We start from the raw sequence: 25,999 nt of genomic DNA, 5'->3' as shown, positions 1-25,999 counted from the left end.
GCGAGATTTCTCATCTGCTCAGAAGGCCGATCACGCGTTATCGTGGTTGGCCGGTGCCATCCGGCCCGCATGGCTCAAGCACGATCGGTCTGCCTGCAGTCTTGCCGAGCTCCCTGCAGCCCTGAGCCGTGCACAGCGTCCACCCGTCACCGGTCGCGCCGGAGGCGGCCAGCACGACGCGCCGCTGCGGGCCGACATCAGGCGCATAGATCCACCAGCCGTCGCGCAGCACCGCGCCTTCCGGGGGCTCCATGCCGGCACCCGAACCCTCGATCCGGGCTTCGACCACCTGCAGGCCGGAAGGCGTGATCTTCCAGTCCTCCTCCCACCGCGTCCGTTCCACCGAATGCGTCCAGGACAGCGTGAAGGCGGCAACGGAGAGCGTCACCGTCTTGCCGGCGGCCAGGATGCACAGGCTCATGCTTTGGCGGCCTGCCGTGAGCGAAAATAGTGCCAGCCGATCCAGGCCAGCGCCAGCACCCAGCCGGCCTCGTCGGTGAGCGGCACCGCAGCGACCAGAAGCACGCCGGCCGCGAAGGCGATGAGCCGTTCCCACAACGCCATGCGGCGGGCGAGAAAGCCGACGGCGGCGGCACCCCACAACACGATGCCCATGCACGCCTTGGCGACGATGTATGCGACCTCGACGGGATAGCCGAACTGGGCGGCGATTGGCCCGGCGTCCTGCAGCATCAGCGCCGGCGTATAGACCGCCATGAACGGCACGACGAAGCCGGCAATGGCGAGCTTGGTCGCCTGGATGCCGATCTTGAGGCCGCTTTCCCTAGCCATCGGTGCGGCGGCAAACGCGGCCAGCGCCACCGGCGGCGTCAGATCGGCCATGATGCCGAAATAGAACACGAACATGTGGCTGACCAGCAGCGGCACGCCGAGTTCCAGCAGCGCCGGCCCGGCCAGCGACGAGGTGATGATGTAGTTGGGGATGGTCGGGATGCCCATGCCGAGCACCAGGCAGGTGACCATGGTCAACACCAGCGACAGGAACAGATTGTCCTGGCCGATCGAGATGATCCAGCCGATGAAGGTCGAGGCGATGCCGGTCAGCGTCAGCGTGCCGATGACGATGCCGACGATGGCGCAGGCAATGCCGACCGGCAGCGCGTTCTTGGCGCCTTCGGCAAGCGAGTCGACGCAGATTTGCAACGTCGCGCGGCCGCCCTTGAACGTGAAGCAGGCAACGACCAGTGCGGCGATCACCAGGCCGAGGAGGTTGACGCCGAACTTCATGAACGAAGCGGCGGCAAGCCCGAGGGCGATCCAGAAGACGATGCGGAAGGCGAGCGGTCCGATCGCCGCCGCTAGCGGCGTGCCGAGGATGAGCACGATGGTCAGCGCCAGGCCCATCGTGCCGGCGAAGATCGGCGTGTAGCCGGCAAACAGCAGATAGATCAGCGCTGCCAGCGGCAGCACCAGCGGCCAGTGTTGCCGCACCGCGTCCCACGGGTTGGGCAGCTCGGCCTTGGCCATGCCGTGCAGGCCGGCCTTGCCGGCTTCCAGATGCACCTGCCAGAAGCAGGCGCCGAAATAGAGCAGCGCCGGGATGATCGCCGCCTTGACCACTTCGGCATAAGGCACGTTCAGCGTCTCGGCCATGATGAAGGCGACCGCGCCCATCACCGGCGGCATGATCTGGCCGCCCATCGAGGAGGTCGCCTCGACGGCGCCGGCAAAGGCCGAGCGGAAGCCGAAGCGCTTCATCAGCGGGATGGTGAACTGGCCGCTGGCCACCACATTGGCGACGCCCGAGCCGGAAATGGTGCCCATCAGCGCCGACGACAGCACGCAGACCTGCGCCGGGCCGCCGCGCCATGTGCCGACAAGGCCGAGCGCGAAATCGTTGAACAGCGCGATCATGCCGGCACGTTCGAGGAAGGCGGCAAAGACGACGAAGATGAAGATGTAGGCGGCCGAGACATAGATCGGCGTGCCGTAGATGCCTTCGGTGCCGTAGGCGAAGGTGTCGACGAGCTGGGCGAAATCATAGCCGCGATGGATGAGCGGCGGCGGCAAATGGTTGCCGACGAAGCAATAGGCGAGGAAGATGAAGGCGATGACCGCCAGCGGCAGGCCCATCAGCCGCCGCGCGGCTTCGAAGACAAGCACCACCAGCACCGCGCCGACGATCAGATCGGGCGTGGTCAGGAAGCCGGAGCGCCGGATGAGGTCGGTGTAGAACACCCAATTGTACAGGCCGGTGCCGAAGCCGAGCGCCCCGAGCGTCCAGAACGCGGCTTTCGCCGGCAGGCTCTTGGCGCGCAGATTGGCAATCAGGCCAAAGCCAAGCAGCAGCAGGAAGCCGACATGCATGGCCCGCACCACCTGGCTCGGAATGCTGCCATAGGCGGCGACATAAATCTGGAACACGGAAAAGGCGACGGCGGTGAGAAAGGCGGCCTTGCCGGCGATGCCGTCGCCGAAGCCTGGCGGCAGGCCTTCGACCTGCTCTTCGACGACAGGAAGATGGAAGGTGGCGGATTTGCCGTCGGGTATTGTTCCAGACGTTGCTTCGCTCATCCGACGGTCTCCAAAAGGAGCGAAGTGTAGTGCGTGGCGCCCCCCTCTGCCCTGCCGGGCATCTCCCCCTCAAGGGAGGAGATCAGCAGCGTTGGTGTCTGCGCACGTCCTGCAACGTTAGCGATTGGCGAAGGGTGTGGTGACGTCCAATCTCCCCCCTTGAGGGGGAGATGCCCGGCAGGGCAGAGGGGGGCGCCTGGCGAAGACATGTCAGGTTGCCACGCGTCTTACTTCAACAGCCCCTTCTCCTTGTAATAACGCTCGGCACCGGGGTGCAGCGGCACCGGCATGCCGTCGAGCGCCTTGGCCGGGTCGATCGCCTTGGCGGCGGCGTGGGCCGCGGCAAGCTGGTCGAGATGCTCGAACAAAAGCTTGGTCATCTGGTAGGCGGTTTCGTCGGAGACATCGGCGCGGGTGATGAGGAAATTGCCGACGGCGGCGGTGGCGACATCCTCGCTCTGGCCCTCATAGGTACCCTTGGGAATGACCACCGAAAGATAGGGCGAGCCGATCTTCGCAACATCCTCTGCTGGCACCGCCACGACATTGATCGGCACCGAGGTGGCGAGGTCGCGGATCGAGGCGACGCCGAGCCCGGCCGATTGCAGCGTGGCGTCGAGCTGCCGGTTTTTGATCAGTTCGACCGATTCGGCGAAGGGCAGGTATTCGACCCGGCCGAGATCCTCATATTTCAGCCCGGCGGCGGCGAAGATGGCGCGGGCGTTGAGCTCGGTGCCGGAGGCAGGCGCGCCGACCGACAGGCTCTTGCCCTTGAGGTCGGCCAGCGTCTTGATGCCGGACTCCTGGCTGGCGACGATCTGGATATAATTGGGATAGATGGCGGCGATGCCGCGCAATTTATCGAGCTTGCCGGGGAAACCGGCCTCGGCATTGCCTTCGGCGGCCAGCTTGACGGAATCGCCCAGCGCAAACGCAATCTCGCCCTTGCCCTGCTGCAACAGATTGAGGTTTTCGACCGAAGCCTTTGTCGCCTGCACCTGGGTGCGTGCGCCTTCGATGCCCTTGCCGTAGATTTCCGACAGCGCCACGCCGAGCGGATAATAGACGCCGGATGTGCCGCCGGTCAGCACATTGATGAATTCCTGCGCCCTGGCTGAGATGGTGCCCAGGCCAAGCGAGAGCGCCACGGCGCCGGCTGCAACGAATTTCGTTCTGAAATTGAACATCGGATCTCCTCCCTGAAAATATCGACGACCGCACCGCCTCCTAGATGCGAACCGGGGCGAGTTTAGACAGCGAGCCGCAAATGCCAACCCGCAATTGTGCTCGTTAGACGAACGGTTGAGGGATCAGGAAACAGATGGCCGCTTGCACAAAAAGCCATCGGGGCCGAAAGTTTTTTGAGCAGCCTGTCGAAATCGGCCACTGCCGCGCGACATACGTCCGGCCTCGCAAGGACGCGGCCTTCGCAAAACGGGAGAAGACCATGCGATACATGATTTTGATCAATAGCGACGAAGCCGCATTGGCGAACACGCCGATCGAGAAGGCCCAGCAGATGAGCGCGGCCTATGGCGCCTATACCGAAGCGTTGAAGAAATCCGGTGCGTGGCTGGCTGGCGAAAGGCTGCGCCCGACCCAGGCCACCACCTCGGTGCGGATCGCTGACGGCAAGACCAACGTGATCGACGGCCCCTACGCCGACACCAAGGAGCAGCTTGCCGGCTTCTACATGATCGAGGCGGCTGACATCGATACAGCCATCGAATGGGCGGCACGCTGTCCGGCAGCCAGCACCGGCACGGTCGAATTGCGGCCGATCTGGGAAATGGCCGACTACATGCCCAAGAAATGACGGTGATGGACAGTCGCCCGGACATCGCCCGGGCGGCCGCCGCGGCGGCCGCGCGGCAGAGCTACGGCAAGCTGGTCGCCTGGCTCGCGGCGCGCACGCGCGACGTGGCCGCCGCCGAGGACGCGCTGGCCGATGCCTTTGCGGCCGCCCTCGAGCGCTGGCCGCGAACCGGCGTGCCGGAAAAGCCGGAAGCCTGGCTGCTGGCGGTGGCGCGGCGGCGCCGTGTCGATGCGGTGCGGCGGCGGCTCACCAGCGAGGCCGGCCGCCAGCATCTCAAGCTGATTGCGCAGGAGGCGGAGGCACGCATGACCGAGGAAGATCTGCCCGACGATCGGCTGCGGCTGATGTTCGCTTGCGCCCATCCGGCGATCGAATCGAGCGTACGCTCGCCACTTATCCTGCAGACGGTGCTGGGGTTCGACGCCGCGACGATCGCCTCCGCCTTCCTGGTCTCGCCCGCAGCCATGGGCCAGCGCCTGGTGCGGGCCAAGTCCCGCATCCGTGAAACCGGCATTCCGTTCCGCGTGCCGGAGCGGGCCGAACTCGGGGAACGGCTGGATGCGGTGCTGGAAGCGATCTACGCCGCCTTCGCCGAAGGTTGGTCCGATCCGGCGGGCACCGAAACGCGGCGCCGCAACCTGGCGACCGAAGGCATCTGGCTCGGCCGGCTGGTGGCTTCGCTGTTGCCGGAGGAGCCGGAGGCACTGGGCCTCTTGTCGCTGATGCTGTTTGCTGAGTCCCGCCGCGCCGCACGGCGCAGTGCCGAAGGCGACTTCGTGCCGCTGGCGGAACAGGATTGCCTTCTATGGGACCGCGCCCTCATCGATGAGGCGGAGGCGCTGCTTTCCCACGCCGCGTCCAAGGGCGTCATCGGCCGTTACCAGCTTGAGGCGGCCGTGCAGTCCGCGCATGCGGCACGAAGGTTCACCGGCCGCACCGACTGGGTGGCGATCCAGGAACTCTACGACGCGCTGCTTTCGATCGCAGGATCGCCGGTGGTGGCGATAAACCGCGCGGTGGCGATCGCCGAGGCCGAGGGCGCAGTGGCCGGATTGGCGGCCCTTTACGTGCTGGGCGACGACAAGCGGCTTGACGAGTACCAGCCCTATTGGGCCGCACGCGCCGGTCTCCTGGCCAGGCTTGGTCAGGTACCGCAAGCCTGCGAAGCCTACGACCGGGCGATCGGCCTCGAGCGAGACCCGGCGGTGCGCCGGTTCCTGCAAGGTAAAAGAGCGGTGCTTCGAAACTGAGCCTCGCCAAGGCGGCGCCTTGCCGGCTCGTTCAGCCTGGCCACATCTCATGCGATGTGTTGAGCGTCCTCATCAGCGGGTGCCCGCGCAGCTTCGACCACAGACGCTCGATCTCGGGCCAGGCCGCCCGCGCCTTGTCGATGTCGGGATGCCAGGCCACCAGCATGACCAGATAGATGTCGGCCAGCGACATCCGGTCACCGACCAGCCAGTCACGGCCTTCGAGCGCGGCATCGAGAATGGTAAAGCCACGGTCCATCTCGGCCACGGCCGCCTGCTTGACTGCCTTCGGGACCGGCAGTGTAGCGGTATGCGTAGTAGAAACGCAGCCCTGCCGAATAGAGAACAGACGACATAAAGGCCATCCAGCGCAGGAAATCCGCGCGGGCAGGCGCTTCTGCTCCCGGCGCCAAATTGGCGTCGGGGTGGCGCTCGGCAAGCACGATGCAGATCGCTGCCGATTCGGTCATCGACCTTCCGTCCGGCAGGGTCAGCACCGGCACCTGGTTCAACGGACTGATGTCGAGGAAGGCGGGATCGGGCCGGTCGGTCTTCGGCACGTCGATCTGCTCAAATGGTACATTGGCCAGCGCCAGCGCCGCCTCGACCACGAAGCCGCCGCTGCCGGGACGGGTATAAAGCTTGTACATGAAATCCTCCCCCGGCCCGCGCAAAGCAGGCCGGGGGCGATATGAACCGGAAGCGGTGTCGTGCTCAAGCCGCCGATGGCGGCCACGGGCGTTTTTTCAGCGGGCCAGCTTGGTCACGAAGAAGCGTCGGATTACGATCCCAGCCCCTCGAACAGGATGGTCGACAGGTAACGCTCGGCGAAGGACGGGATGACCACCACAAGATTTTTGCCCTTGTTCTCCGGCCGCGAGCCGACGACGATGGCCGCCTGCAGGGCGGCGCCCGAAGAGATGCCGACCGGCACGCCTTCGAGGCGGGCGACGAGGCGGGCATTGGCCACGGAATCCTCGTTCGACACTTTGACGATCTCGTCATAGATCGTCGTGTCGAGGATTTTGGGCGCAAAGCCGGCGCCGATGCCCTGGATCTTGTGCGGGCCGGGCTGGCCGCCCGACAGAACCGGCGAGGAGTCCGGCTCGACGGCGACGACATGCACCGAGGGCTTGCGCTTCTTCAGCACCTGGCCGACGCCGGTGATGGTGCCGCCGGTGCCGATGCCGGCGACGAAGATATCGACCTCGCCATGCGTATCGTTCCAGATTTCCTCGGCCGTTGTCGTGCGGTGGATTTCCGGATTGGCCGGGTTCTCGAACTGCTGCGGGATGATCGCGTTGGGGATCGTCGCTGCCAGTTCGTCGGCCTTGGCGATGGCGCCCTTCATACCTTTCGGGCCTTCTGTCAGCACCAGCTCGGCGCCGAGCAGCGCCAGCATTTTCCTGCGCTCGATCGACATCGTTTCGGGCATCGTCAGGATCAGCTTGTAGCCCTTGGCGGCAGCGGCGAAGGCAAGCGCAATGCCGGTGTTGCCCGACGTCGGTTCGATCAGCGTGGTCTTGCCGGGAGAAATCTTGCCTGACGCCTCCAGCGCCTCGATCATCGCCACGCCGATGCGGTCCTTGACCGAGGCGATCGGATTGAAGAATTCGAGCTTGGCGATGAGATTGGCGACGATGCCCTTTTCCCGAGCGAATTTGTCGAGCCGCACCAGAGGCGTATCGCCGATCGTGTCGGTGATGGAATCGTAGACGCGGCCGCGGCCGGGCACGCGGGCTGATGTGGCGGGCTTGTTCATTGGTTTCGCTCCCAGAATTCAGGCAAGTGGATTTGCGGGCAACATAGGACCTTCGACCGCGCAAGATAGACTGTCGATTGAAAATATCCGAGTGGGACCTGTGTCTAAAACAGTGCCGTCTCGGAAAAGCATTTCCCGCAAAGGCCTGTTTGCGAAATGCTTTGGCCGAAAGCCCGCTATTGGCGGGCGGCAATCGCTGCAGCGGCACCGACCATGAAGCCGGCAGCCGTACGGTTCAGCGCCTTGAGCGCGCGCGGCGACTTCAGGAACCAGCGCGCCTTGGCGGCCAGCGCCAGATACGGCACCAGCACCACCAGAAGCACGACGACCGTCAGCGCGACGAGAATGCCGTAGTCGGCCAGCGTAATGGTCTTCAGGTCGACGATGGTCGGCGTGATGGCGAGGTAGAAGATCATCGTCTTCGGATTGCCGAGCGTGACGGTCAGGCCGGCGGCAAAGCTCGACAGCAACCCGCTTTTGCCTTTTCTGGCCTCGACGGTCTCGGGCGTGATGCCGCTGTTCCAGAAGCGCCAGCCGAGGAAGGCGAGATAGGCGACGCCGAGCCATTTGATGGCCAGGAAAACCATGCCGAAACTCTGTGCAACGATGGCGAGGCCGAGCACCACAGCGGTCAGATAGGTGATGTCGCCAACCATCAGGCCAAAGGACATCGCCAGCGACGAGCGGAAGCCGGAGCCGAGCGCACGGGCGACCAGCGCGGTGATGCCGGGACCAGGAATCGCGGCGGCGATGCCGAGAGCGGCGCTGTAGGCGAGGAATCCGGTGAGGGTCATGGTTGCGGCCTTGCGCGACGCTGCTATCACGGCATCCTATCGCACAAAGTCCGGCGGGCGTGAATTCCCTGAAACTCGGATTCGATTGCACCACGCCTGTGCGAACTGCGCTCAGGAACGACCGTCGCCATGGGTGACACGCCAGATGGTGCCGTTGCCGTCCTCGGTGACGATCAGCGCGCCATCCAGGGCCACCGCCACGCCGACCGGCCGCCCCCAGACCTCACCGTTCGAGACGACGAAGCCGGTGATGAAATCCTCATACTCGCCGGTTGGCTTGCCGTCCTTGAACAGCAACCGCACCACCTTGTAGCCGGTCCGGTTGCCGCGGTTCCATGACCCGTGCAGAGCGACGAAAGCATCGCCCTTGTACTCGGCCGGAAAGCTCTTCCCATCGTAGAAGGCGATGTTGAGCGGCGCCGAATGCGCCTGCATCAGCACATCGGGAACGGTCGTTTTGCCGGCAAGATCGGGGCGCTCACCCTTGTGGCGCGGATCCTCATTGTCGCCGATATAATACCACGGCCAGCCATAGAAGGCGCCGTCCTTGATCACGGTCGCGTATTCGGGCGGCACATTGTCGCCAAGCGCATCCCGTTCGTTGACGACGCACCACAGCGCGCCGGTCGCCGGCTGCACGGTCATGCCCGAGCAGTTGCGCAGGCCGGTGGCAAGGATGCGGCCATTCTTGCCATTGGGATCGAAGGCCAGGACGCCGGCGCGGCCGTCCTCGGATCCCCATGTGGCGCCGAGCGGCTGCGACTTCGCCCAGGCGTCGAGGCCGCCCTTCGGTTCCTTGCCCATGCGCTCGGCGACATTCGATCCCGAGCCGACCGACAGATAAAGCGTCTTGCCATCCGGCGAAAAGGCGATGTCGCGGGTCCAGTGATGATTGGCGGGGATGTTGCCGACGATGGTTTCCGGATCGCCGGAGGCCTTCAGGTCGCCATTGCGGTAGGCAAAGCGCACGATGCTGTCGCTGTTGGCGACATAGATCCATTGCGGGTCAGCGCCCGGCGGATAGAAGGCAATGCCATAGGGCCGTTTGAGATTGCCGGCAAAGATGCCGTCCTGCACAGGGCTCGCGCTGCCTTCCGCCAGGCGATAGATGCGGACCTGATTTGCTTTGCTGTCGGCGACGAACAGGTCACCGTTCGGCGCGACGCGCACGACGCGTGGATTGTCGATGCCTGATGCAACCAGCTCGGCCGAGAATCCCGGCGGCAGTTGCAGCTTCGCGTCTGCCGGCATGTCCGCAACGCCGGCGCTGTTCGAGGTCGATCTGTTGGCATAGGGCTTAGGCAGATCATCCGGTCTGATCAGCCGACGTGTGCCCGGCTTGTCCGCTCGCCAGTCGCCGAAGGCGGCCGCACCTTTCAGCACCGGCTCGTCCGCCTGCTGCGCGAACGAAGCGGTCGAGAGAAACAGTGCGGCGAAAAGTGCGGGGCCGGCAAAACGCATCATTCGGTCCTCCAATGTTTGGGCGTGAGAACAGGAACGAGCGGTCTCGTCGATCGTTCCACGGCACACGATGAGGTGGAGGAAGCTTCCGGTTTCCCGGCTCAGGTCCCGGCGGCGTAAAAATCGTCGTCGAGGCGTTTTTCCAACTCGACGAGGTCAGCCGGCAGCGGCAATCCCATGGCGCGCATTTCCTGCAGTTTTTCACGCAACTGCTCCTGGATCTCGTGCTGGTCTTCCGGCTGGTTGACCATCTCTTCCAGCAGCAGGCTGATCCGGGCCTTGAATTCTTCGAGCGCCATCATCGTCTCCTCGGTTGGATCAGCTCAGCGCAGCATGCGGGAAATCAGCTGCGCCGTATAGTCGACCATTGGGACGATGCGCGCGTAGTTCAGCCGGGTCGGGCCGATGACGCCGAGCGCGCCCACGACGCGGGCATCCTTGTCGCGATAGGGCGCGACAACCAGCGACGAGCCTGACAGCGAAAACAGCTTGTTTTCCGAGCCGATGAAGATGCGCACGCCCGATCCCTCTTCGGCGAGGTCAAGCAGCTGGATAAGCCCGTCCTGCGTCTCCATGTCCTCGAACAGATGGCGCAGCAGTTCGATGTCGGCCTGGGCGGTGACGTTTTCGAGCAGATTGGCGCGGCCACGCACGATCAGCCGCGCCGGCAGGCCGCTGTCTGCGCCTGCCCACACCGCCAGTCCCTTTTCGACCAGGTCCTGCGACAGCGTGTCGAGTGCGGCGCGGGTTTCTTCCTTGATGCGGGCGATCTCGATCCGCGCCTCGGCCAGCGTGCGGCCGCGTATATGGGCGTTGAGGAAATTCGAGGCCTCGTGCAGTTGCGAGACGGTGATGCCGGCGGGCAGCTCGACGACGCGATTTTCGACGTCGCCATTCTGCGACACCAGCACCGCCAGCGCCTTGGTCGGTTCGAGCTGGATGAATTCGATGTGCTTCAGCGCCACCTCGTTCTTGGCGGCCAGCACCAGGCCGGCGCCGCGCGACATGCCTGACAGCATCTGGCTGGCCTCGGTCAGCATGTGTTCCAGCGTCGCGCCCGAGCCGGACGCCCGAACCTGTGCCTCGATGGCGCGGCGCTCCTCGTCGGAAAGGTCGCCAAGCTCCATGAAGGCATCGACGAAGAAACGCAGGCCGGCCTGCGTCGGCAACCGGCCGGCCGAGATGTGCGGCGCGTAGATCAGGCCGAGATGCTCGAGATCGCTCATCACGTTGCGGATGGTCGCCGGCGACAGCGAGGACGGCAGGATGCGCGACAGGCTGCGCGAGCCCACCGGTTCACCGTCCCTGAGGTAGGAATCGACAATGCGCCGGAAGATGTCGCGGGAACGCATATCGAGCGACTGAAGCGCGGGCGACTGCGAACTCGGATCGACTGCCTTGGTCATACGGCCAAAAACCTCCGGCCCAAGGATATAGACTTACACTGCACCCGCGCAACCCGGTGTCTTTGTGAGATCACCCGGTGTCTGTGTGAGATCACCCGGTGTCTGCGTCAGATCGTCAGGCCATTTTCCTTTGCGCCACGCGTCCCATGCGGTTACAAGCCGGCCAAGATTCCGAAAAATGACAAGAAAGCAGCCTGAATGCGCCCTTCCAAACGCCAATTCGACGAAATGCGTGCCATCTCCTTCGAGCGCGGCGTCTCCAAGCATGCCGAAGGCTCGTGCCTGGTGAAGTTCGGCGACACGCATGTCCTGTGCACGGCCAGCCTTGAGGAAAAAGTGCCTGGCTGGATGCGCAATTCCGGCAAGGGCTGGGTGACGGCCGAATACGGCATGCTGCCGCGCTCGACCGGCGAGCGCATGCGCCGCGAGGCTTCGGCCGGCAAGCAGGGCGGCCGCACGCTGGAAATCCAGCGGCTGATCGGCCGCTCCCTGCGCGCCGTGGTCGATTTGCAGGCGCTGGGCGAGCAGCAGATCACCGTCGACTGCGACGTCATCCAGGCCGATGGCGGCACCCGCACCGCATCGATCACCGGCGGCTGGGTGGCGCTGTATGACTGCCTGCGCTGGATGGAAGCGCGCCAGATGGCCAGCGTCGCCAAGGTGCTGAAGGACCATGTCGCTGCGATCTCCTGCGGCATCCATGACGGTCAGCCGGTTATCGACCTCGACTATATCGAGGATTCCGCGGCCGGCACCGACGCCAATTTCGTCATGACCGGCAAGGGTGGCATCGTCGAGATCCAAGGCACCGCCGAGGGCGAGCCTTTCTCCGAAGAGCAGTTCGCGGACTTGATGGGCCTGGCCAAGAAAGGCATCCAGCGGTTGGTGAGTTTGCAGCAGATGGCAGTGGCTTAGGATTAAATGCCGAGCTTGAACACCCCCCTCTGCCCTGCCGGGCATCTCCCCCGCAAGGGGGGAGATCGGATGTCGTTTCGGGCTTCGCTAATCTCTAACGTTGCAAAGGGCGCGGCGATGCGGAGGCTGCCAATCTCCCCCCTTGCGGGGGAGATGCCCGGCAGGGCAGAGGGGGGTGCCTCGTGATGCCCTCTGCCATCCTTGAATCAGCTCTCTACGTCAGCGACCTGACCGCAGCGGAAACCTTCTACACCGACATCCTCGGCCTCCCCCTCCTCGGCAAGGTGGCCGGCCGGCATCTCTTCTTCCGCTGCGGCCCCGGCGTGCTGCTCGTCTTCAACGCCGAGGCGACCAAAATCCCGCCGGCGTCCGACGCCAGGCTGCCGGTGCCGCCGCACGGCACGGTCGGCGAAGGCCATCTCTGCTTTGCTGCGACCGCCGACGAAATCGTGCGCTGGAAAGCGCATCTTGAGGCGAAGAACATCGCTATCGAAAGCGAATTTGAATGGCCGCAGGGCGGCCGTTCGATCTATACACGCGACCCCTCGGGCAATTCGATCGAATTCGCCGAGCCACGAATCTGGGGCCTTTGATGCATTCTCTCGACGGAAAGAAGATCGTCGTCGCCAGCCACAATGAAGGCAAGCTGCGCGAATTCGCCGACCTGATGGGGCCGTTCGGCTTCGAAGCGAAATCGGCCAAGGAGTATGGCCTGCCGGAACCGGACGAGACCGGTACCACCTTCGAGGAGAACGCCTACATCAAAGCGCTCGCCGCAGCCAAGGCGACAGGCCTGCCGGCGCTGTCGGACGATTCCGGCCTGTGCGTCGACGCGCTCGACGGCGCGCCCGGCGTCTACACCGCCAACTGGGCCGAAACCCCGGATGGATCGCGCGATTTCGGCATGGCCATGCAGCGCACCGAAGTGGCGTTGCAGGAAGTCGGCGCGGCCTTGCCGCAACAGCGCAAGGGACGTTTCGTTGCCGTCATCTGCCTGGCGTTTCCCGACGGCGAGGCGGAATATTATCGCGGCGAGGCCGAAGGCACGCTGGTCTGGCCGCCGCGCGGCGAACTCGGCTTCGGCTACGACCCGGTCTTCCTCCCCGACGGCTTCGACAAGACTTTTGGTGAGATGACGGCCGAGGAAAAGCACGGCTGGAAGCCCGGCCAGCCGACGGCGCTGTCGCATCGCGCTCGCGCCTTCCAGAAATTCGCCAAAGCGAGATTGGGCTCGACATGAGCATGCTGCTCGACCGGGCGCCCGGCTTCGGCGTCTATGTCCACTGGCCGTTCTGCGCGGCCAAGTGCCCCTATTGCGACTTCAACAGCCATGTCCGCCACCAGCCCGTCGACCAGGATCGTTTTGCCAGCGCCTTCGAGGCCGAGCTGGCGACGATGCGCGAACGCACCGGGCCGCGCGAGGTGACCAGCATTTTTCTCGGCGGCGGCACGCCGTCGCTGATGAAGCCGGAAACGGTGGCCAGGGTTCTGGACGCCGTGGCGAAGAACTGGACTGTGCCTGACGGCATCGAGGTGACGCTGGAGGCCAATCCGTCCTCGGTCGAGGCCGAACGCTTTCGCGGCTACCGGGCAGCCGGCGTCAACCGCGTGTCGCTCGGCGTGCAGGCGCTGGATGACAAGGATTTGCGCTTCCTCGGGCGGCTGCACAATGTCGAGGAAGCGCTGCACGCCATCGGCCTCGCGCGGGAAATATTCCCAAGGCTATCCTTCGACCTGATCTATGCCCGCCCCGGCCAGACCCCGGACGCTTGGGCATCGGAGCTGGAACAGGCGATCGGCCATGCCGCCGACCATCTGTCGCTTTATCAGCTGACCATCGAGGAAGGCACGCCCTTCCACGCCCTGCACGCGGCAAAGAAATTCATCATTCCCGACAATGACCACGCCGCCGACCTCTATGCGCTGACGCAGGAGATTACATCGGCGCATGGTTTGCCGGCCTACGAGATTTCCAACCACGCAAGGCCGGGCGCCGAGAGCCGGCACAACCTCACCTATTGGCGCTATGGCGAATATGTCGGCGTTGGACCCGGCGCGCATGGCCGCTTCGTCGAGAACGGTCGCCGCACGGTGACGATCGCCGAGCGGATGCCGGAAACCTGGGCCAATCTGGTCGAGGCCAAGGGCCATGGCGTCACCGGCGGCGAAATCCTGACGCGTTCGGAAGAGGCCGACGAATTCCTGCTGATGGGCCTGCGGCTCGCCGAAGGCATCGACCTCTCCCGCTACGAAGCGTTCTCCGGACGCGGCCTGTCGAGCGCGCGACTGTCGATGCTGCAGGGAGAGGGGCTGGTAGCGCCGATCGGCAATTCGCGCCTGCGCGCCACGCCGGCCGGTATGATCGTGCTCGACGCCGTAGTGGCGGACCTGGCGCGCTAACCCTTGAAGAACGTCCTCTTCGTATGCAGCCAGAACCGCTTGCGCAGCCCGACCGCCGAACAGGTGTTTTCAACGCGCCGGGATATCGAGGTGGCCTCGGCGGGGACCAACCACGATGCCGACACGCCGCTGACGCATTATCTGGTGGCGTGGGCCGACCTCATCTTCGTCATGGAAAAGGCGCACCGCACCAAACTGCAGAAGAAATTCAAGGCCAGCCTGAAGAAGGCCCGTGTTATCTGCCTCGATATACCTGACGAGTATGAATTCATGGATCTTGAGTTGATTAGCCTTCTGAAGGCACGCGTTTCACGGTATCTCGGTTGAGACGCCATCCGCAAAGGCCACCGGCATGAACCTGACCGTATCCTCCTGGCAATTCTGGGCCCTCCTCTCGGCTGCATTCGCGGCCCTGACGGCGGTCTTCGCCAAAGTCGGCATCGAGAACATCAATTCCGATTTCGCCACCTTCATCCGCACGGTCATCATCCTGATCGTGCTCGGTGCCATCCTGCTCGCCAGCGGCCAGTTCCAGTCGCCGGCTACAATCTCGGGAAAGACCTGGGCTTTCCTCGGCCTGTCCGGTCTGGCGACCGGCGCCTCATGGCTCTGCTATTTTCGGGCGCTCAAGATCGGCAATGCGGCGCAGGTGGCGCCGATCGACAAGCTAAGCGTCGTGCTTGTGGCGGTGTTTGGCGCGGCCTTTCTCGGCGAGCGGTTGTCCGGAGCGAATTGGCTTGGCGTCGCCCTTATCGCGGCGGGCGCGGTGCTGGTCGCCTATCGAGGCTAGTTGCGCGCCGTTGCGGGCATTCTTTGTTTCAAGACGGGTGATGAAGATATCGAAGCGATTGGGCATCGTCCGGTCAGTGCTCCGTCGTGCTGTCTGGTTTGTTGCTGTCGGAAAGCCTGCCCTTCGTCGGCGAGGTGCTCGCGGTCCGCTCTTTGGTCAGGCTGTTCTCGGTCTTGGCGGGCGGGCGCTTGGCCGTGGGCGCGGCACCGCGCTTGCGGCCGGCATAGTAGGGCTCGAAAGCGTCCTGTATCTTCAGGCTGTCCATCCTGTCCTCCTCCGGAATCAGGGGCTAATCTGCCAACGCCGGTTTGGTTCCCCACTGTGGCAAAGGAAAGGCGAATTCCTTACATCGGCGTCAGCTTTTGCAAGCCCGCGTCAGCCGTGCCAAACAGGGCTGAATGGAGAAGTCATCGGTGACCGCAGAGACGAGCAAGCGCAGCTATGTGGTCGGGCAGACCGAGATCGCGGCACGGCCATTGGAGCCGGCGCTCTATCTGGTGGCGACGCCGATCGGCAATCTCGCCGACATCACGCTGCGCGCGCTGGAGACGCTGGCCGCCGCCGACATCGTCGCTTGCGAAGACACGCGGGTGTCGCGCGTGCTGCTCGACCGCTACGGCATCCGCCGTCGCACCACGGCCTATCATGAGCACAATGCCGGCGAGGCCGGGCCGAAGCTGATCGCGGCGCTCCAGGCCGGACAGAGCGTGGCGTTGATCTCCGATGCCGGCACGCCGCTGGTGTCCGATCCCGGCTACCGGCTGGTCGGCGAGGCGCTCGACCACGGCATTCGCGTCGTGCCGATCCCCGGCCCATCGGCGCCGCTGGCGGCGCTGACGGCATCCGGCCTGCCCTCCGATGCCTTCATGTTCGCCGGCTTTTTGCCGGTGAAGACCGGGCAGCGGTTGACGCGGCTGGAGGCACTGAAAGCCGTGCCGGCGACGCTGATCTTCTTCGAATCGCCGCGCCGGCTGGCCGAATCCCTCGGTGCCATGGTCGAAGCGCTGGGCGGCGAGCGCAAGGCGGCGATCGGCCGTGAATTGACCAAGACCTTCGAGGAGATGCGCACCGGCACGCTTCAGGCGCTGGCCGACCACTATGCTGCGGCCGATACGCCGAAGGGCGAGATCGTCGTCTGCGTCGGTCCGGCCGAGGCCAGGGCCGACGAGCCCGCCGACATCGACCGGCTGCTTTTGTCGCTTGCCGCCGAGATGCCGGCCTCCAAAGCGGCGGCGGAAGCCGCGAAGATGACCGGCGGCCAGAAGCAGGGTCTCTATCGGCGGCTGCTGGAACTCAAGGATGTTTCCGGAGAGGGCAGTGGCTGAACGCCCGAGCGCCAGCCGCCAAAAGGCCTATCGGCGCGGCCATCGCGGCGAATGGCTGGCCGCATTGGCGCTGATGCTCAAGGGCTACCGGATTCTCGCGCGCCGCCATCGTACGCGCTTCGGCGAGATCGACCTGATCGCGCGGCGCGGCGATCTGGTGCTGTTCGTCGAGGTCAAGGCGCGGCGCACGCTGATGGAAGCCATGGAGGCGATCGGCCACGAATCGGAGCGACGCATAGAAGGTGCGGCCGACATCTGGCTGTCACGCCAAGCGGACTACGGCAGATTGTCGATGCGCTTCGACATGGTCGCGGTACTGCCCTGGCGCTGGCCGGTGCATGTCGAGAACGCGTTTTACGGAAGGAGTTGAGGGAGCGTCCCTCCTTCATTCGTCATCCACGGGCGGAGCAGGAGCGAAGCTCCGTCGCGGAGACCCGATGATCCATGCCGCGACCTCTAAGCGCCTCTACGGTGCAGGAATTGGGAGACTTTTCGCCGGATTTGGCGAGCTTGGCGATGGCTATTCTCGATCGCCGAACCCTCCGATCGACGTCACGGCATGGATCCTCGGGTCTGCGCTGCGTCGCTACGCTCCTTGCTCCGCCCGTGGATGACGAAGCGTAGGGTCCGCTTCGCGGATCACTCCTCACCCCCAGATCATCAGCGCCACCAACCCGACACCGCCGACCACTAGCCGCCACCAGCCGAACAGCGCGTAGCCTTTGCGCGAGACGTAGTCGAGCAGGAAGCGCACGACAATCAGCGCCGTGACGAAGGCGGCGACGAAGCCGACGGCGATGATCGGCAGGTCGGCACTGCTCAGCACGTTGCGGTTCTTGAACAGGTCGAAGGCGAAGGCGCCGACCATGGTCGGGATCGCAAGGAAGAAGGAAAATTCCGCAGCCGCGCGCTTATCGACGCCCAAAAGCAGGGCGCCGACGATGGTCGAGCCCGAACGCGATGTGCCGGGAATGAGCGACAGGCACTGGAAAAGCCCGATCTGCAGGTAAAGCCGGGTCGGGAAGCGCTCGACATCGCGGTAGACCGGCTTGAGGTTCATGCGGTCCACCGCCAGCAGCACGACGCCGCCGATGATCAGCATGATGCAGATCAGCCTCGGCGATTCGAACAGCACCGTCTTGATGAAATCATGCGCCAGCGCGCCGATGATCGCCGCCGGCAGGAAGGCGATCAGGATGCCGATGGCGAAATGCCGCGTCAGCCGGTCATGCGGCAGGTCGAGCAGCATCTTCCACAGCCGGGGGAAATAGACGCTGAGGATCGCCAGGATGGCGCCGAGCTGGATCAGGATCTCGAAGGCCTTGCCGGTCGAATGGAAGCCGAGGAAATGACCGGCAAGCAGAATATGGCCGGTCGACGACACCGGGATGAACTCGGTCAGCCCCTCCAGCAGGCCGAGCAGCAGGGCTTCGACGATGGTCTGGCTTTCCATGGCTACCTCGGCATTGGCGTGACGGCTGACAGAAGGGCTTGCTTGTCATGGCGTTGAAGTCCCCCTATAGGTCGCAACACCCTGACGGCCCGCTAACCGGGCGGCCAAGACTTACCGGTGCGCCCTGCGATTCGCCAGTGCGCTTTATCATCGCGGAACCATGCTGACGCTTTTCCACCATCCCATGTTCGCCACCTGTCGCTTCGTCCGCCTCGCATTCGGCGAGTATGGCGAGGAGCTGGCTTTGATCGAGGAAAAGCCGTGGACCCGGCGCAAGGAGTTCCTGGCGCTGAACCCGGCCGGCACGCTGCCGATCCTGCTGGCCGAAGGCGACGTGCCGATCGTCGGCGCGACGGTCATATCGGAATATCTCGATGAAACGCGCGGCGTGCTGAAGCGCGACAAGCGGCTGTTCGCCGAAGACCCGATGCAGCGCGCCGAAATCCGCCGGCTGATCGACTGGTACCTCAACAAGGCTGAAAGCGAAGTCACCCGCCATCTGGTGCGCGAGCGCGTGCTGAAGCCGGTCATGCCGGAAACGGCGGGCGGCGGCTCGCCCGATTCGGGCGCGATCCGTGCCGCGCGCGCCAACATCCGCCAGCACATGAAATACACCAACTGGCTGGCCGGCACCCGCCATTGGCTGGCCGGTTCGAGGGTCACCTATGCCGATCTCGCGGCCGCGGCGACGCTGTCGGTGCTCGATTATCTCGGCGAGATCGACTGGCGCGAGCACAGCGCTGCACGCGAATGGTACACACGGGTCAAGTCGCGGCCCTCTTTCCGGCCGCTTTTGACCGACCGGGTGCGTGGCCTGTCACCGGTGTCGCACTATGCGGACCTCGACTTCTGACGCCGCAAAACTGCGCGCGCTGATCGACGCGGAGGCGCAGCGCGCCGGCTTCGATGCCGTCGCCGTCACCTCCCCCGATGCGATCCCGCTGGCGCCGGCGCGCCTGGCCGAATTCGTCGCCGATGGCTTTCACGGCTCGATGGACTGGATCGCCGAGACGCTGCAACGCCGGGCCGAACCGGCGGCACTGTGGCCGCAGGTGCGGTCGATCGTCGTGCTGGCGATGAACTACGGCCCCGACCATGATCCGCGCGGCGTGCTGGCCAAGCGCGACCGTGGCGCCATCTCGGTCTATGCGCAGAACCGCGACTATCACGATGTGATGAAGGGGCGGCTGAAGGAGATCGCAGGCAAGCTCGTGGCGCGCGCCGGCGGTGATGTGAAGGTGTTCGTCGACACTGCGCCGGTGATGGAAAAGCCACTGGCCGAGGCCGCCGGGCTCGGCTGGCAAGGCAAGCACACCAATCTGGTCAGCCGCGAGCACGGCTCCTGGCTGTTCCTCGGCACCATCTTCACCACCGCCGAACTCGTGCCCGACCGCGCCGAGATCGATCATTGCGGCTCCTGCCGCGCCTGCCTCGACGCGTGCCCGACCGATGCTTTTCCGGCGCCCTACCGGCTCGATGCGCGGCGCTGCATTTCCTATCTCACCATCGAGAACAAGGGGCCGATCCCGCATGAGTTCCGTGAAAAGATCGGCAACCGCATCTATGGCTGCGAGATTGTCTTGCCGCCTGCCCGTGGAACAAATTCGCCAGGGCGGCTTCCGAAGCAAAACTCGTCGCGCGCGATGATTTGCGCGAGCCGCCGCTCGCCGACCTTTTGGGTCTCGATGACGTGGCCTTCCGCGCTTTCTTCTCCGGTTCGCCGATAAAACGCATCGGCCGCGACCGGTTCATTCGCAACGTGCTGATCGCCGCCGGCAATTCCGGCGATGCCTCTCTTGCCGACACTGTGCGCGTCTTGCTGGACGATGCTTCGCCGCTGGTGCGGGGCGCGGCAATATGGGCGCTGGCGCGGCTGGTGCTCGACGCCGAATATTCAGAAAGGGCAGCCATCGGCCTGAAAACCGAGAGCGACGAAGCCGTGCGCGACGAATGGCGTCTGGCGCGGCCAACCAGGGCGAATGCATGAGCGAAAAGCAGATCTTCATCTTCGGCGCCGGCTATTCCGGCAGGGCTTTTGCTCGGGCTAACAAAGGCGCCGCGACGATCTTCGGCACGACACGCTCGCCGGAAAAATTCGAGACGCTGCGGCAGGCCGGTATCGCGCCGCTCCTGTTCGACGGCGCGATGACCGGCGAAATCGGTGATGCATTGGGAAAAACAACGCATCTGCTGATTTCGATTGCCCCGGAAGAGGCCGGCGATCCCGTTTTGAATGCCGCGCGCGCGGCAATCGCTCAAATGCCTTTGCTGGAATGGATCGGCTATCTCTCTACGGTCGGGGTTTATGGCAATTATGACGGCGCCTGGGTTGATGAAACGGCTGAATGCCGGCCGGTGTCGAAGCGCTCGGTGATGCGAGTTGCCGCCGAACAGGACTGGCTGGAGCTGGGCCGCGAGATCGGCCGACCGGGGGCGATCCTGCGCCTGTCCGGCATCTACGGCCCCGGCCGCAACGCGCTGGTCAATCTGGAAAACGGCACCGCAAGGCGGCTGGTCAAGCCAGACCAGGTGTTCAACCGCATCCATTGCGAGGACATTGCAGGCTCCCTGTGGCAGCTCATCGAAGGAAACACAGGCGGCATCTTCAACGTCACCGACGATCTGCCGGCGCCGCCACAGGATGTCGTCGCCTATGCCGCTTCGCTGATGGGCATAGAGCCGCCGCCCGAGATTCCCTTCGACGCCGCCCAACTTTCGCCCATGGCGCGGTCCTTCTATGGCGAGAACAAGCGTGTCGCCAACGCGGCGATCAAGGCGGCGGGCTATTCCCTGCGCTTTCGCGACTACCGCGCCGCCTTCGATCATATGTGGGCAAGCGGCGATTGGCGTGACGGCGAAGCGCGCAGCCCGATGAAGCGCTGACGATCGAAGCCGCGGGCGCGGCGTGCTATGATTCGGCCTTGGGATTGCGGTGGAGAACCGGGTTCATGAAGACAGCGATGAGGCCATCTTTCGGCAAAACGCCCCTGTTGGCCGCTGCGGTCGGCCTGCTTGCCGTGCTTGGGTTAGCCGTTCAGCCGGCGAGCGCCGAGGAGCGGGCAAAAGACCTGTTCGGCGCCAAGAAACTGCCGGCCGCCACCGCGGCGCAGTCGATCGGATTCTATTCCAAGGGCTGTTTTGCCGGCGGCGTCGCCATTCCCTTGGACGGTCCGACCTGGCAGGTGATGCGGCCGTCGCGCAACCGCCGCTGGGGCCATCCGGCGATGATCGCGGTAGTCGAGAAATTGTCGCGCGACGCAGCGGCCGATGGTTGGCCAGGCCTGCTGATCGGCGACATTTCGCAGCCGCGCGGCGGCCCGATGCTGACAGGACATGCCTCGCACCAGATCGGGCTCGACGCCGACATCTGGCTGACGCCGATGCCCAGCCGCCCGCTGTCGATGGCGCAGCGCGAATCGATGAGCGCCACCTTGATGGTCGATGAGAAGACCCATCTGGTGAAGGACGCGCTGTGGACGCCAGCGCACACAAGGCTTTTGAAGCGCGCGGCGAGCTACAGCCAGGTCGAGCGCATCCTGGTCAATCCGGGCATCAAGAAAAAGCTCTGCGATACCGTCAAGGGCGACCGCTTCTGGCTGCGTAAGGTCAGGCCGTTCTGGGGCCACGACTATCATTTCCACATGCGCATCGGCTGTCAGCCCGGATCGCCCGGCTGCAAGGCGCAGGAAGCGACGCCGGACGATGACGGTTGCGGCAAGCCGCTGGCCTGGTGGTTCACGCAGGAGCCCTGGCGCCCCAACAAGAACCCCGATGCGCCCAAGGCCCGCGACCTGATGACGATGGAGAACCTGCCGAGCGAATGCCGCGCCGTGCTCGACGCGCCGGGGCCGTCGTCGGCCGAGGCGGCGACCTACCATGGCGGCGGCGTGCCGGTCGCGGCTGCCGCGCCCGAACCCGAAGCGCCCTCGTTGCCCGCCACCCCGGCCGCCGCCGGCTTGCCAAGCACGATGAACGCTTTCACGGCGACGCCCGAGATCGGCGTGCCGCTGCCGAGACCGCGGCCGCCTGGAAACTGACGATCACGGCTTATAGGCAGACTCAATCGGTTCAGCGCCGCATTTTTGCGAAACCGTGGCGGTTTGGCCGCAGAGCCGGCCTCAGCGCGCCGCCGGGGTCGAAAACCGTTTCCCTTTTCAAACCCATGCGCTAGTCAACGGAAGAACGGCCAGATGCCGTCGGGGGCGCCGGAGACGGACGAGAGCATGCCACGCACAGGCGACGACGACACTTTGCTGCGGTTTCCGATCCTGATCGGCGACATCGGCGGCACCAATGCGCGCTTTTCGATCGTGCTCGACGCCAATTCCGAGGCTGGCGAGCCGACCATCGTCCAGACGGCAAACTACAACACCATCGACGAGGCGATCCAGGCGGCCGTGCTCGACCGCTCGTCGGTGCGTCCCAATTCGGCGGTGCTGGCGGTGGCTGGCCCGGTCGACGGCGACGAGATCGAGCTGACCAACTGCCCCTGGATCGTCAAGCCGAGGAAAATGTTCGCCAGCCTCGGCCTGAGCGACATCGTCGTGCTCAACGATTTCGAGGCGCAGGCGCTGGCCGTCGTCGCGCTCGGCGAGGAGCACATGGAAAAGATCGGCGGCGGCACGCCGGAGCCCAATGCCGGGCGCGTCGTGCTCGGTCCGGGAACCGGGCTCGGCGTCGCCGGGCTGGTCCATGCGCTGCACCACTGGATACCGGTCCCCGGCGAGGGCGGCCATATGGACATCGGCCCGCGCACACCGCGCGATTTCGAGGTTTTTCCGCATATCGAGAAGCTCGAAGGCCGCGTTTCGGGCGAGCAGATCCTGTGCGGGCGCGGCCTGGTCAATGTCTACCGGGCGGTGGCCAAGGCGGACGGCAAGGCGTCGCCCTTCACGACGCCGGCCGAGATCACTGCCGCGGCACTTGCGAAAACCGATCCGGTTGCCGAGGAAGCGCTGGAGATCTTCGTCACCTGCCTTGGGCGCACCGCAGGCGACCTTGCTCTGGTATTCATGAGCCGCGGCGGCGTGTTCCTCACCGGTGGCATCGCGCAGAAGATCGTGCCGGCGCTGAAAGCCGGCAATTTCCGGGCCGCTTTCGAGGACAAGGCGCCGCACAGCGCGATGATGCGCACCATGCCGGTCTACGTCATCATCCACCCGCTGGCTGCACTTCTGGGCCTTGCCGCCTATGCCAGGACCCCCTCGCTGTTCGGTGTCCAGACCGAGGGCCGGCGCTGGCAGGCCTGAAAGCCAGCGAAGCGCTCGCGCCCCCGCGACGAAGTTAATCAGGTGCGGGCATAGGCAATCAGGCCGCAGGGCGTTAAGAGGGGTGCCGAATTTGCAGCCCCGGTCCCACGAGGCGGAAAACCACAAAGCGCTCCCGATTTGACACTTCAAGCTCCAAACAAACAAAAAGCCCGGCCCGGCGAGGTCACAGCGGTGCTCCGCCGCATCCTCGCTGAAAACGGCAACGAGTATCGCTGGACCTATGTCGTCGCCGTCTCTTGCCTGCTGATCGTTTCCGGCACCACTGCCTTCACGGCGTGGATCATGGCCCCGATGATCAACCAGATCTTCTACGAACGACGCGGCGATATGCTCTGGTTGATCTGCGCCGGTTTCATGGGAGCCTCCCTGCTGCGCGGCTTCGCCGGTTACGGCCAAGCAGTCGCGTTGGCCAGTATCGGCAACAATCTGGTCGCGCGCTACCAGAAGCGCAGCTTCGACCATCTGATGAAGCTCGGCGTCAACTTCTTCAACGATACGCGTTCCGGTCGGCTGGCGGCACAGGTCAGCGAGAATGTCGGCGGCGTTCGCGATCTGCTGTCGCTGACACTGACCTCCATCAGCCGCGACGCGGTCACGCTGGTCGCTCTCGTCGGCGTGATGATCTATCAGGATCCGGTGTTGTCGCTCAGCTCGCTGCTGATCGGCCCTCCACTGATCTGGGCCGTCGTCTATATCACCCGCCGACTGCGGCGTATCAACCGGGAATCCGTCCTGATCAATTCGCGGCTGAACGGGTCCGTGCAGGAAGCCACGCAAGGCATCGCCATCGTCAAGGCCTTCACCTTGGAGGCCGAGCTGGCGCGCCGCATCGGCATCATGGCGGACACGGCCGAGCAGCGTAACAACAAGATCGCCCGCGTCTCGGAGCGGCTGTCGCCGATTTCCGAGATTCTGGGCGGTCTCGCCATCACCTCCGTGCTTGCCTATTCCGGCTACCGGGCGCTGTATCTTGGGCAGCCGCCGGGCGCGGTTTTCTCCTTCATCACCGCACTGATCATGGCTTACGATCCGGCAAGACGCCTGGCGCGCACACAGGTGGGCATGGAACGTGCCCTGGTCAACGCGCGCATGATCTACGAGTTGCTCGACCTGGAGCCGAAACAGGGCGACGCACCCGATGCCGTCGAGGCGAGGATCACCACCGGCGAGGTGCGTTTCGACAATGTGACGTTCGGCTACAGCGCCGACATGCCGGTGCTTAGGGACCTGAGCTTTACCGCCGCGGCCGGCAAGGTGACGGCGATCGTCGGTGCGTCGGGCGCCGGCAAATCGACGCTGGTGGCGCTCTTGCAGCGCTTCTACGACGTCGACCGGGGCAGCATCGAGGTCGATGGCCAGGACATCTCGAAGGTAACCAAGCATTCGCTGCGGCAGTCGATCGCCTATGTGGCGCAGGCGCCATATCTGTTCGAGGGCACGATCCGCGACAACATCCGCTACGGCCGTCTGTCGGCCACGGACGCCGAGATCGAGCAGGCGGCGAAACAGGCGGCAGCCGACGAGTTCATCCGCCAGCAGCCGCAAGGTTACGACACGCCGGTCGGCGAAGGCGGCTCGACCCTTTCCGGCGGCCAGCGCCAGCGCGTCTCGATCGCCCGCGCGATCGTGCGCCAGGCACCGATCCTGCTGCTCGACGAGGCGACATCGGCGCTCGACAACGAGGCGGAGGCGCGCGTCCAGGAAGCGCTGACCCAAGTCATGCAAGGCCGCACGACCATCGTCATAGCGCATCGGCTGTCGACGGTGGTCAATGCCGACCACATCATCGTGCTGGAAGAGGGACGGTTGGTCGAGGAAGGCACTCATGCGACGCTGATGGCCGACCCGGACAGCATCTATTCCCGCTTCCACCGCATCCAGGGCAAGAAGGGGCTGGGGCTTGTCGAGGACCGCGAGCCGATCCAAACTCCGGTCCGGGCCACGCGTGCGAAGAAGACTTCTGTGAGGAGCACATGAGCGAAGCAGGCGATATGGGCCTTGTGGTGGTGGGCGCTGCCGGCCGCATGGGTCAGACGCTGATCCGTGCCATCCACACCATCCCCGGCGCGCGGGTCATCGGCGCGGTCGAGCGGGCGGGTTCGCCCTATCTGGGCAAGGACGCAGGCGAACTGGCGGGCATCGGCATCATCAATGTGCCGATCGGCGACGACCCGCTGCCGGTCTTCGCCAAGGCAGACGGCGTGCTCGATTTCACCACCCCGGCCTCATCAGTCGAATTCGCTGGCTACGCCGCGCAAGCGCGCATCGTTCACGTCATCGGCACGACCGGGTGCACGGCCGACGACAATGCGAAAATCGCGGCGGCGGCGCGCCATGCGACGATCGTCAAGTCGGGCAATATGAGCCTCGGCGTCAATCTGCTGGCGGTGCTGGTCGAGCAGGCGGCACGCGCGCTCGATGCCGACGATTTCGACATCGAGATCCTCGAAATGCACCATAAGCACAAGGTCGACGCGCCATCGGGCACAGCGCTGCTGCTGGGTGAAGCCGCCGCCGCCGGGCGTGGTATCGAGCTTTCAGGCAATGAGGTACGCGTCCGCGACGGCCACACCGGCGTGCGCAAGACGGGCTCGATCGGCTTTGCCACGCTGCGCGGCGGCTCGGTGGTCGGCGACCACAGCGTGATGCTGGCAGGCACCGGCGAGCGCATCACGCTTGCCCACCATGCCGAGGACCGCGCCATCTTCGCCCGCGGCGCCGTCAAGGCGGCGCTTTGGGCGCGCGGCAAGAAGCCGGGGCTGTATTCGATGCGGGACGTGCTCGGCCTCAGCTGAGCGGCCAATCTGCCAACTTGCCCAACC

26 protein-coding genes and 2 pseudogenes are annotated in these 25,999 nt (G+C 64.9%); 17 read left to right on the top strand and 11 right to left on the bottom strand.

Translation table 11 applies throughout. From position 1 onward, the window contains the following. Positions 1 to 37: 37 nt before the first annotated feature. From NKI69_RS08780 to NKI69_RS08770, 3 genes are all read right to left on the bottom strand, one after another. Positions 38 to 421, bottom strand: a complete 384-nt coding sequence (locus NKI69_RS08780) for a DUF1850 domain-containing protein (RefSeq protein ID WP_352443170.1) — start codon at positions 419 to 421, stop codon at positions 38 to 40. Continuing rightward, positions 418 to 2,535 (bottom strand): TRAP transporter permease, encoded by a 2,118-nt coding sequence (locus NKI69_RS08775; protein ID WP_352720993.1) that lies wholly within the window; start codon positions 2,533 to 2,535, stop codon positions 418 to 420. Before NKI69_RS08775 ends, NKI69_RS08780 begins: the two co-directional genes overlap by 4 nt. A gap of 227 nt (positions 2,536 to 2,762) precedes the next feature. Further along, on the bottom strand, positions 2,763 to 3,722 hold the full coding sequence (locus NKI69_RS08770) for a TAXI family TRAP transporter solute-binding subunit (protein ID WP_023813505.1): 960 nt from the start codon (positions 3,720 to 3,722) through the stop codon (positions 2,763 to 2,765). A 260-nt stretch (positions 3,723 to 3,982) separates the two neighbouring features. Here NKI69_RS08770 and NKI69_RS08765 point away from each other — a divergent pair, with 260 nt between their 5' ends. After that, complete coding sequence (locus tag NKI69_RS08765) at positions 3,983 to 4,351, top strand: YciI family protein (protein WP_031213674.1); 369 nt, start codon at positions 3,983 to 3,985, stop codon at positions 4,349 to 4,351. 5 nt (positions 4,352 to 4,356) lie between these two features. Next, the gene (locus NKI69_RS08760) at positions 4,357 to 5,601 is read left to right on the top strand and encodes an RNA polymerase sigma factor (protein WP_352720991.1); all 1,245 of its coding nucleotides are present in this window, start codon (positions 4,357 to 4,359) and stop codon (positions 5,599 to 5,601) included. A gap of 31 nt (positions 5,602 to 5,632) precedes the next feature. Here the strand turns inward: NKI69_RS08760 and NKI69_RS08755 are convergent. The 6 genes and pseudogenes from NKI69_RS08755 to hrcA form a co-directional block, all read right to left on the bottom strand. Continuing rightward, a pseudogene (locus NKI69_RS08755) lies at positions 5,633 to 6,251 on the bottom strand (glutathione S-transferase family protein). A gap of 131 nt (positions 6,252 to 6,382) precedes the next feature. After that, a complete protein-coding gene (gene cysK / locus NKI69_RS08750) occupies positions 6,383 to 7,363 on the bottom strand; it encodes a cysteine synthase A (protein WP_352720989.1) in 981 nt (326 codons plus the stop codon). A gap of 176 nt (positions 7,364 to 7,539) precedes the next feature. After that, the gene (locus NKI69_RS08745; protein WP_352720987.1) at positions 7,540 to 8,157 is read right to left on the bottom strand and encodes a LysE family translocator; all 618 of its coding nucleotides are present in this window, start codon (positions 8,155 to 8,157) and stop codon (positions 7,540 to 7,542) included. A gap of 111 nt (positions 8,158 to 8,268) precedes the next feature. Next, positions 8,269 to 9,621 carry a PQQ-dependent sugar dehydrogenase gene (locus NKI69_RS08740; RefSeq protein ID WP_352442644.1) on the bottom strand — a complete coding sequence of 451 codons (1,353 nt, stop codon included), beginning with the start codon at positions 9,619 to 9,621 and terminating at the stop codon, positions 8,269 to 8,271. Between the two features lie 98 nt (positions 9,622 to 9,719). After that, the gene (locus NKI69_RS08735) at positions 9,720 to 9,917 is read right to left on the bottom strand and encodes a hypothetical protein (protein WP_023814156.1); all 198 of its coding nucleotides are present in this window, start codon (positions 9,915 to 9,917) and stop codon (positions 9,720 to 9,722) included. A gap of 24 nt (positions 9,918 to 9,941) precedes the next feature. Further along, on the bottom strand, positions 9,942 to 11,024 hold the full coding sequence (gene hrcA, locus NKI69_RS08730) for a heat-inducible transcriptional repressor HrcA (RefSeq protein ID WP_127261208.1): 1,083 nt from the start codon (positions 11,022 to 11,024) through the stop codon (positions 9,942 to 9,944). 198 nt (positions 11,025 to 11,222) lie between these two features. On the opposite strand from hrcA, the gene rph reads away from it, so the two are divergent. From rph to NKI69_RS08700, 6 genes are all read left to right on the top strand, one after another. Then, positions 11,223 to 11,939, top strand: coding sequence for a ribonuclease PH (gene rph / locus NKI69_RS08725; protein ID WP_013528632.1), 717 nt, complete (start codon positions 11,223 to 11,225; stop codon positions 11,937 to 11,939). Positions 11,940 to 12,121: 182 nt separating this feature from the next. Next, positions 12,122 to 12,532: a VOC family protein gene (locus NKI69_RS08720; RefSeq protein ID WP_352613485.1), complete on the top strand. Its 411-nt coding sequence runs from the start codon at positions 12,122 to 12,124 to the stop codon at positions 12,530 to 12,532. Then, positions 12,532 to 13,179: an RdgB/HAM1 family non-canonical purine NTP pyrophosphatase gene (gene rdgB, locus NKI69_RS08715; RefSeq protein WP_352720984.1), complete on the top strand. Its 648-nt coding sequence runs from the start codon at positions 12,532 to 12,534 to the stop codon at positions 13,177 to 13,179. Before NKI69_RS08720 ends, rdgB begins: the two co-directional genes overlap by 1 nt. Continuing rightward, positions 13,176 to 14,339, top strand: coding sequence for a radical SAM family heme chaperone HemW (gene hemW / locus NKI69_RS08710; protein ID WP_352679927.1), 1,164 nt, complete (start codon positions 13,176 to 13,178; stop codon positions 14,337 to 14,339). The genes rdgB and hemW overlap by 4 nt, the downstream gene beginning before the upstream one ends. 3 nt (positions 14,340 to 14,342) lie before the next feature. Further along, on the top strand, positions 14,343 to 14,666 hold the full coding sequence (locus NKI69_RS08705; protein ID WP_352720982.1) for a low molecular weight protein tyrosine phosphatase family protein: 324 nt from the start codon (positions 14,343 to 14,345) through the stop codon (positions 14,664 to 14,666). A 25-nt stretch (positions 14,667 to 14,691) separates the two neighbouring features. Beyond that, positions 14,692 to 15,129, top strand: a complete 438-nt coding sequence (locus NKI69_RS08700) for an EamA family transporter (RefSeq protein ID WP_023814162.1) — start codon at positions 14,692 to 14,694, stop codon at positions 15,127 to 15,129. A 73-nt stretch (positions 15,130 to 15,202) separates the two neighbouring features. Here NKI69_RS08700 and NKI69_RS08695 read toward each other — a convergent pair whose 3' ends face one another. Continuing rightward, positions 15,203 to 15,394, bottom strand: a complete 192-nt coding sequence (locus tag NKI69_RS08695) for a hypothetical protein (RefSeq protein WP_127808453.1) — start codon at positions 15,392 to 15,394, stop codon at positions 15,203 to 15,205. Between the two features lie 133 nt (positions 15,395 to 15,527). Between NKI69_RS08695 and rsmI the strand changes: the two genes are divergently transcribed. Together rsmI and NKI69_RS08685 are read left to right on the top strand one after the other, a co-directional pair. After that, entirely contained in the window at positions 15,528 to 16,454 is a 927-nt protein-coding gene (gene rsmI, locus NKI69_RS08690; protein ID WP_352720979.1) for a 16S rRNA (cytidine(1402)-2'-O)-methyltransferase, read from the top strand. Next, the gene (locus NKI69_RS08685; RefSeq protein ID WP_352720977.1) at positions 16,447 to 16,824 is read left to right on the top strand and encodes a YraN family protein; all 378 of its coding nucleotides are present in this window, start codon (positions 16,447 to 16,449) and stop codon (positions 16,822 to 16,824) included. The genes rsmI and NKI69_RS08685 overlap by 8 nt, the downstream gene beginning before the upstream one ends. 276 nt (positions 16,825 to 17,100) lie before the next feature. On the opposite strand, the gene NKI69_RS08680 is transcribed toward NKI69_RS08685, so the two are convergent. Then, a complete protein-coding gene (locus tag NKI69_RS08680; protein WP_352720975.1) occupies positions 17,101 to 17,907 on the bottom strand; it encodes an undecaprenyl-diphosphate phosphatase in 807 nt (268 codons plus the stop codon). Positions 17,908 to 18,067: 160 nt separating this feature from the next. Here NKI69_RS08680 and NKI69_RS08675 point away from each other — a divergent pair, with 160 nt between their 5' ends. The 7 genes and pseudogenes from NKI69_RS08675 to dapB all read left to right on the top strand — a co-directional run bounded on the left by NKI69_RS08675 (position 18,068) and on the right by dapB (position 25,972). Next, positions 18,068 to 18,760 (top strand): glutathione S-transferase family protein, encoded by a 693-nt coding sequence (locus NKI69_RS08675; protein ID WP_013528622.1) that lies wholly within the window; start codon positions 18,068 to 18,070, stop codon positions 18,758 to 18,760. Continuing rightward, positions 18,741 to 19,894 (top strand): annotated as a pseudogene (gene queG, locus NKI69_RS08670) (tRNA epoxyqueuosine(34) reductase QueG). The gene NKI69_RS08675 and the pseudogene queG overlap by 20 nt, the downstream one beginning before the upstream one ends. Then, positions 19,891 to 20,790: an SDR family oxidoreductase gene (locus tag NKI69_RS08665; protein ID WP_128305280.1), complete on the top strand. Its 900-nt coding sequence runs from the start codon at positions 19,891 to 19,893 to the stop codon at positions 20,788 to 20,790. The pseudogene queG and the gene NKI69_RS08665 overlap by 4 nt, the downstream one beginning before the upstream one ends. A gap of 65 nt (positions 20,791 to 20,855) precedes the next feature. Then, positions 20,856 to 21,944: a penicillin-insensitive murein endopeptidase gene (mepA, locus tag NKI69_RS08660; RefSeq protein WP_352613496.1), complete on the top strand. Its 1,089-nt coding sequence runs from the start codon at positions 20,856 to 20,858 to the stop codon at positions 21,942 to 21,944. 186 nt (positions 21,945 to 22,130) lie between these two features. Then, positions 22,131 to 23,156 (top strand): glucokinase, encoded by a 1,026-nt coding sequence (locus NKI69_RS08655; protein ID WP_128305278.1) that lies wholly within the window; start codon positions 22,131 to 22,133, stop codon positions 23,154 to 23,156. Positions 23,157 to 23,294: 138 nt separating this feature from the next. Beyond that, positions 23,295 to 25,154, top strand: a complete 1,860-nt coding sequence (locus NKI69_RS08650) for an ABC transporter ATP-binding protein (RefSeq protein WP_352720973.1) — start codon at positions 23,295 to 23,297, stop codon at positions 25,152 to 25,154. Continuing rightward, positions 25,151 to 25,972 (top strand): 4-hydroxy-tetrahydrodipicolinate reductase, encoded by an 822-nt coding sequence (gene dapB, locus NKI69_RS08645; RefSeq protein WP_352720971.1) that lies wholly within the window; start codon positions 25,151 to 25,153, stop codon positions 25,970 to 25,972. Before NKI69_RS08650 ends, dapB begins: the two co-directional genes overlap by 4 nt. Positions 25,973 to 25,999 lie beyond the last annotated feature (27 nt).

This window comes from Mesorhizobium sp. M0491 (assembly GCF_040321265.1).
Taxonomy (GTDB): domain Bacteria; phylum Pseudomonadota; class Alphaproteobacteria; order Rhizobiales; family Rhizobiaceae; genus Mesorhizobium.
This window is presented reverse-complemented; position numbering and strand designations above follow the sequence as displayed.

What these genes read in the sequence shown, in the direction of transcription:
- NKI69_RS08780 (WP_352443170.1), bottom strand. Translation starts at nt 421, where the DNA reads ATGAGCCTGTGCATCCTGGCCGCCGGCAAGACGGTGACGCTCTCCGTT.
- NKI69_RS08775 (WP_352720993.1), bottom strand. Translation starts at nt 2,535, where the DNA reads ATGAGCGAAGCAACGTCTGGAACAATACCCGACGGCAAATCCGCCACC.
- NKI69_RS08770 (WP_023813505.1), bottom strand. Translation starts at nt 3,722, where the DNA reads ATGTTCAATTTCAGAACGAAATTCGTTGCAGCCGGCGCCGTGGCGCTC.
- NKI69_RS08765 (WP_031213674.1), top strand. Translation starts at nt 3,983, where the DNA reads ATGCGATACATGATTTTGATCAATAGCGACGAAGCCGCATTGGCGAAC.
- NKI69_RS08760 (WP_352720991.1), top strand. Translation starts at nt 4,357, where the DNA reads ATGGACAGTCGCCCGGACATCGCCCGGGCGGCCGCCGCGGCGGCCGCG.
- cysK (WP_352720989.1), bottom strand. Translation starts at nt 7,363, where the DNA reads ATGAACAAGCCCGCCACATCAGCCCGCGTGCCCGGCCGCGGCCGCGTC.
- NKI69_RS08745 (WP_352720987.1), bottom strand. Translation starts at nt 8,157, where the DNA reads ATGACCCTCACCGGATTCCTCGCCTACAGCGCCGCTCTCGGCATCGCC.
- NKI69_RS08740 (WP_352442644.1), bottom strand. Translation starts at nt 9,621, where the DNA reads ATGATGCGTTTTGCCGGCCCCGCACTTTTCGCCGCACTGTTTCTCTCG.
- NKI69_RS08735 (WP_023814156.1), bottom strand. Translation starts at nt 9,917, where the DNA reads ATGGCGCTCGAAGAATTCAAGGCCCGGATCAGCCTGCTGCTGGAAGAG.
- hrcA (WP_127261208.1), bottom strand. Translation starts at nt 11,024, where the DNA reads ATGACCAAGGCAGTCGATCCGAGTTCGCAGTCGCCCGCGCTTCAGTCG.
- rph (WP_013528632.1), top strand. Translation starts at nt 11,223, where the DNA reads ATGCGCCCTTCCAAACGCCAATTCGACGAAATGCGTGCCATCTCCTTC.
- rdgB (WP_352720984.1), top strand. Translation starts at nt 12,532, where the DNA reads ATGCATTCTCTCGACGGAAAGAAGATCGTCGTCGCCAGCCACAATGAA.
- hemW (WP_352679927.1), top strand. Translation starts at nt 13,176, where the DNA reads ATGAGCATGCTGCTCGACCGGGCGCCCGGCTTCGGCGTCTATGTCCAC.
- NKI69_RS08700 (WP_023814162.1), top strand. Translation starts at nt 14,692, where the DNA reads ATGAACCTGACCGTATCCTCCTGGCAATTCTGGGCCCTCCTCTCGGCT.
- NKI69_RS08695 (WP_127808453.1), bottom strand. Translation starts at nt 15,394, where the DNA reads ATGGACAGCCTGAAGATACAGGACGCTTTCGAGCCCTACTATGCCGGC.
- rsmI (WP_352720979.1), top strand. Translation starts at nt 15,528, where the DNA reads ATGGAGAAGTCATCGGTGACCGCAGAGACGAGCAAGCGCAGCTATGTG.
- NKI69_RS08680 (WP_352720975.1), bottom strand. Translation starts at nt 17,907, where the DNA reads ATGGAAAGCCAGACCATCGTCGAAGCCCTGCTGCTCGGCCTGCTGGAG.
- NKI69_RS08675 (WP_013528622.1), top strand. Translation starts at nt 18,068, where the DNA reads ATGCTGACGCTTTTCCACCATCCCATGTTCGCCACCTGTCGCTTCGTC.
- NKI69_RS08665 (WP_128305280.1), top strand. Translation starts at nt 19,891, where the DNA reads ATGAGCGAAAAGCAGATCTTCATCTTCGGCGCCGGCTATTCCGGCAGG.
- mepA (WP_352613496.1), top strand. Translation starts at nt 20,856, where the DNA reads ATGAAGACAGCGATGAGGCCATCTTTCGGCAAAACGCCCCTGTTGGCC.
- NKI69_RS08655 (WP_128305278.1), top strand. Translation starts at nt 22,131, where the DNA reads ATGCCACGCACAGGCGACGACGACACTTTGCTGCGGTTTCCGATCCTG.
- dapB (WP_352720971.1), top strand. Translation starts at nt 25,151, where the DNA reads ATGAGCGAAGCAGGCGATATGGGCCTTGTGGTGGTGGGCGCTGCCGGC.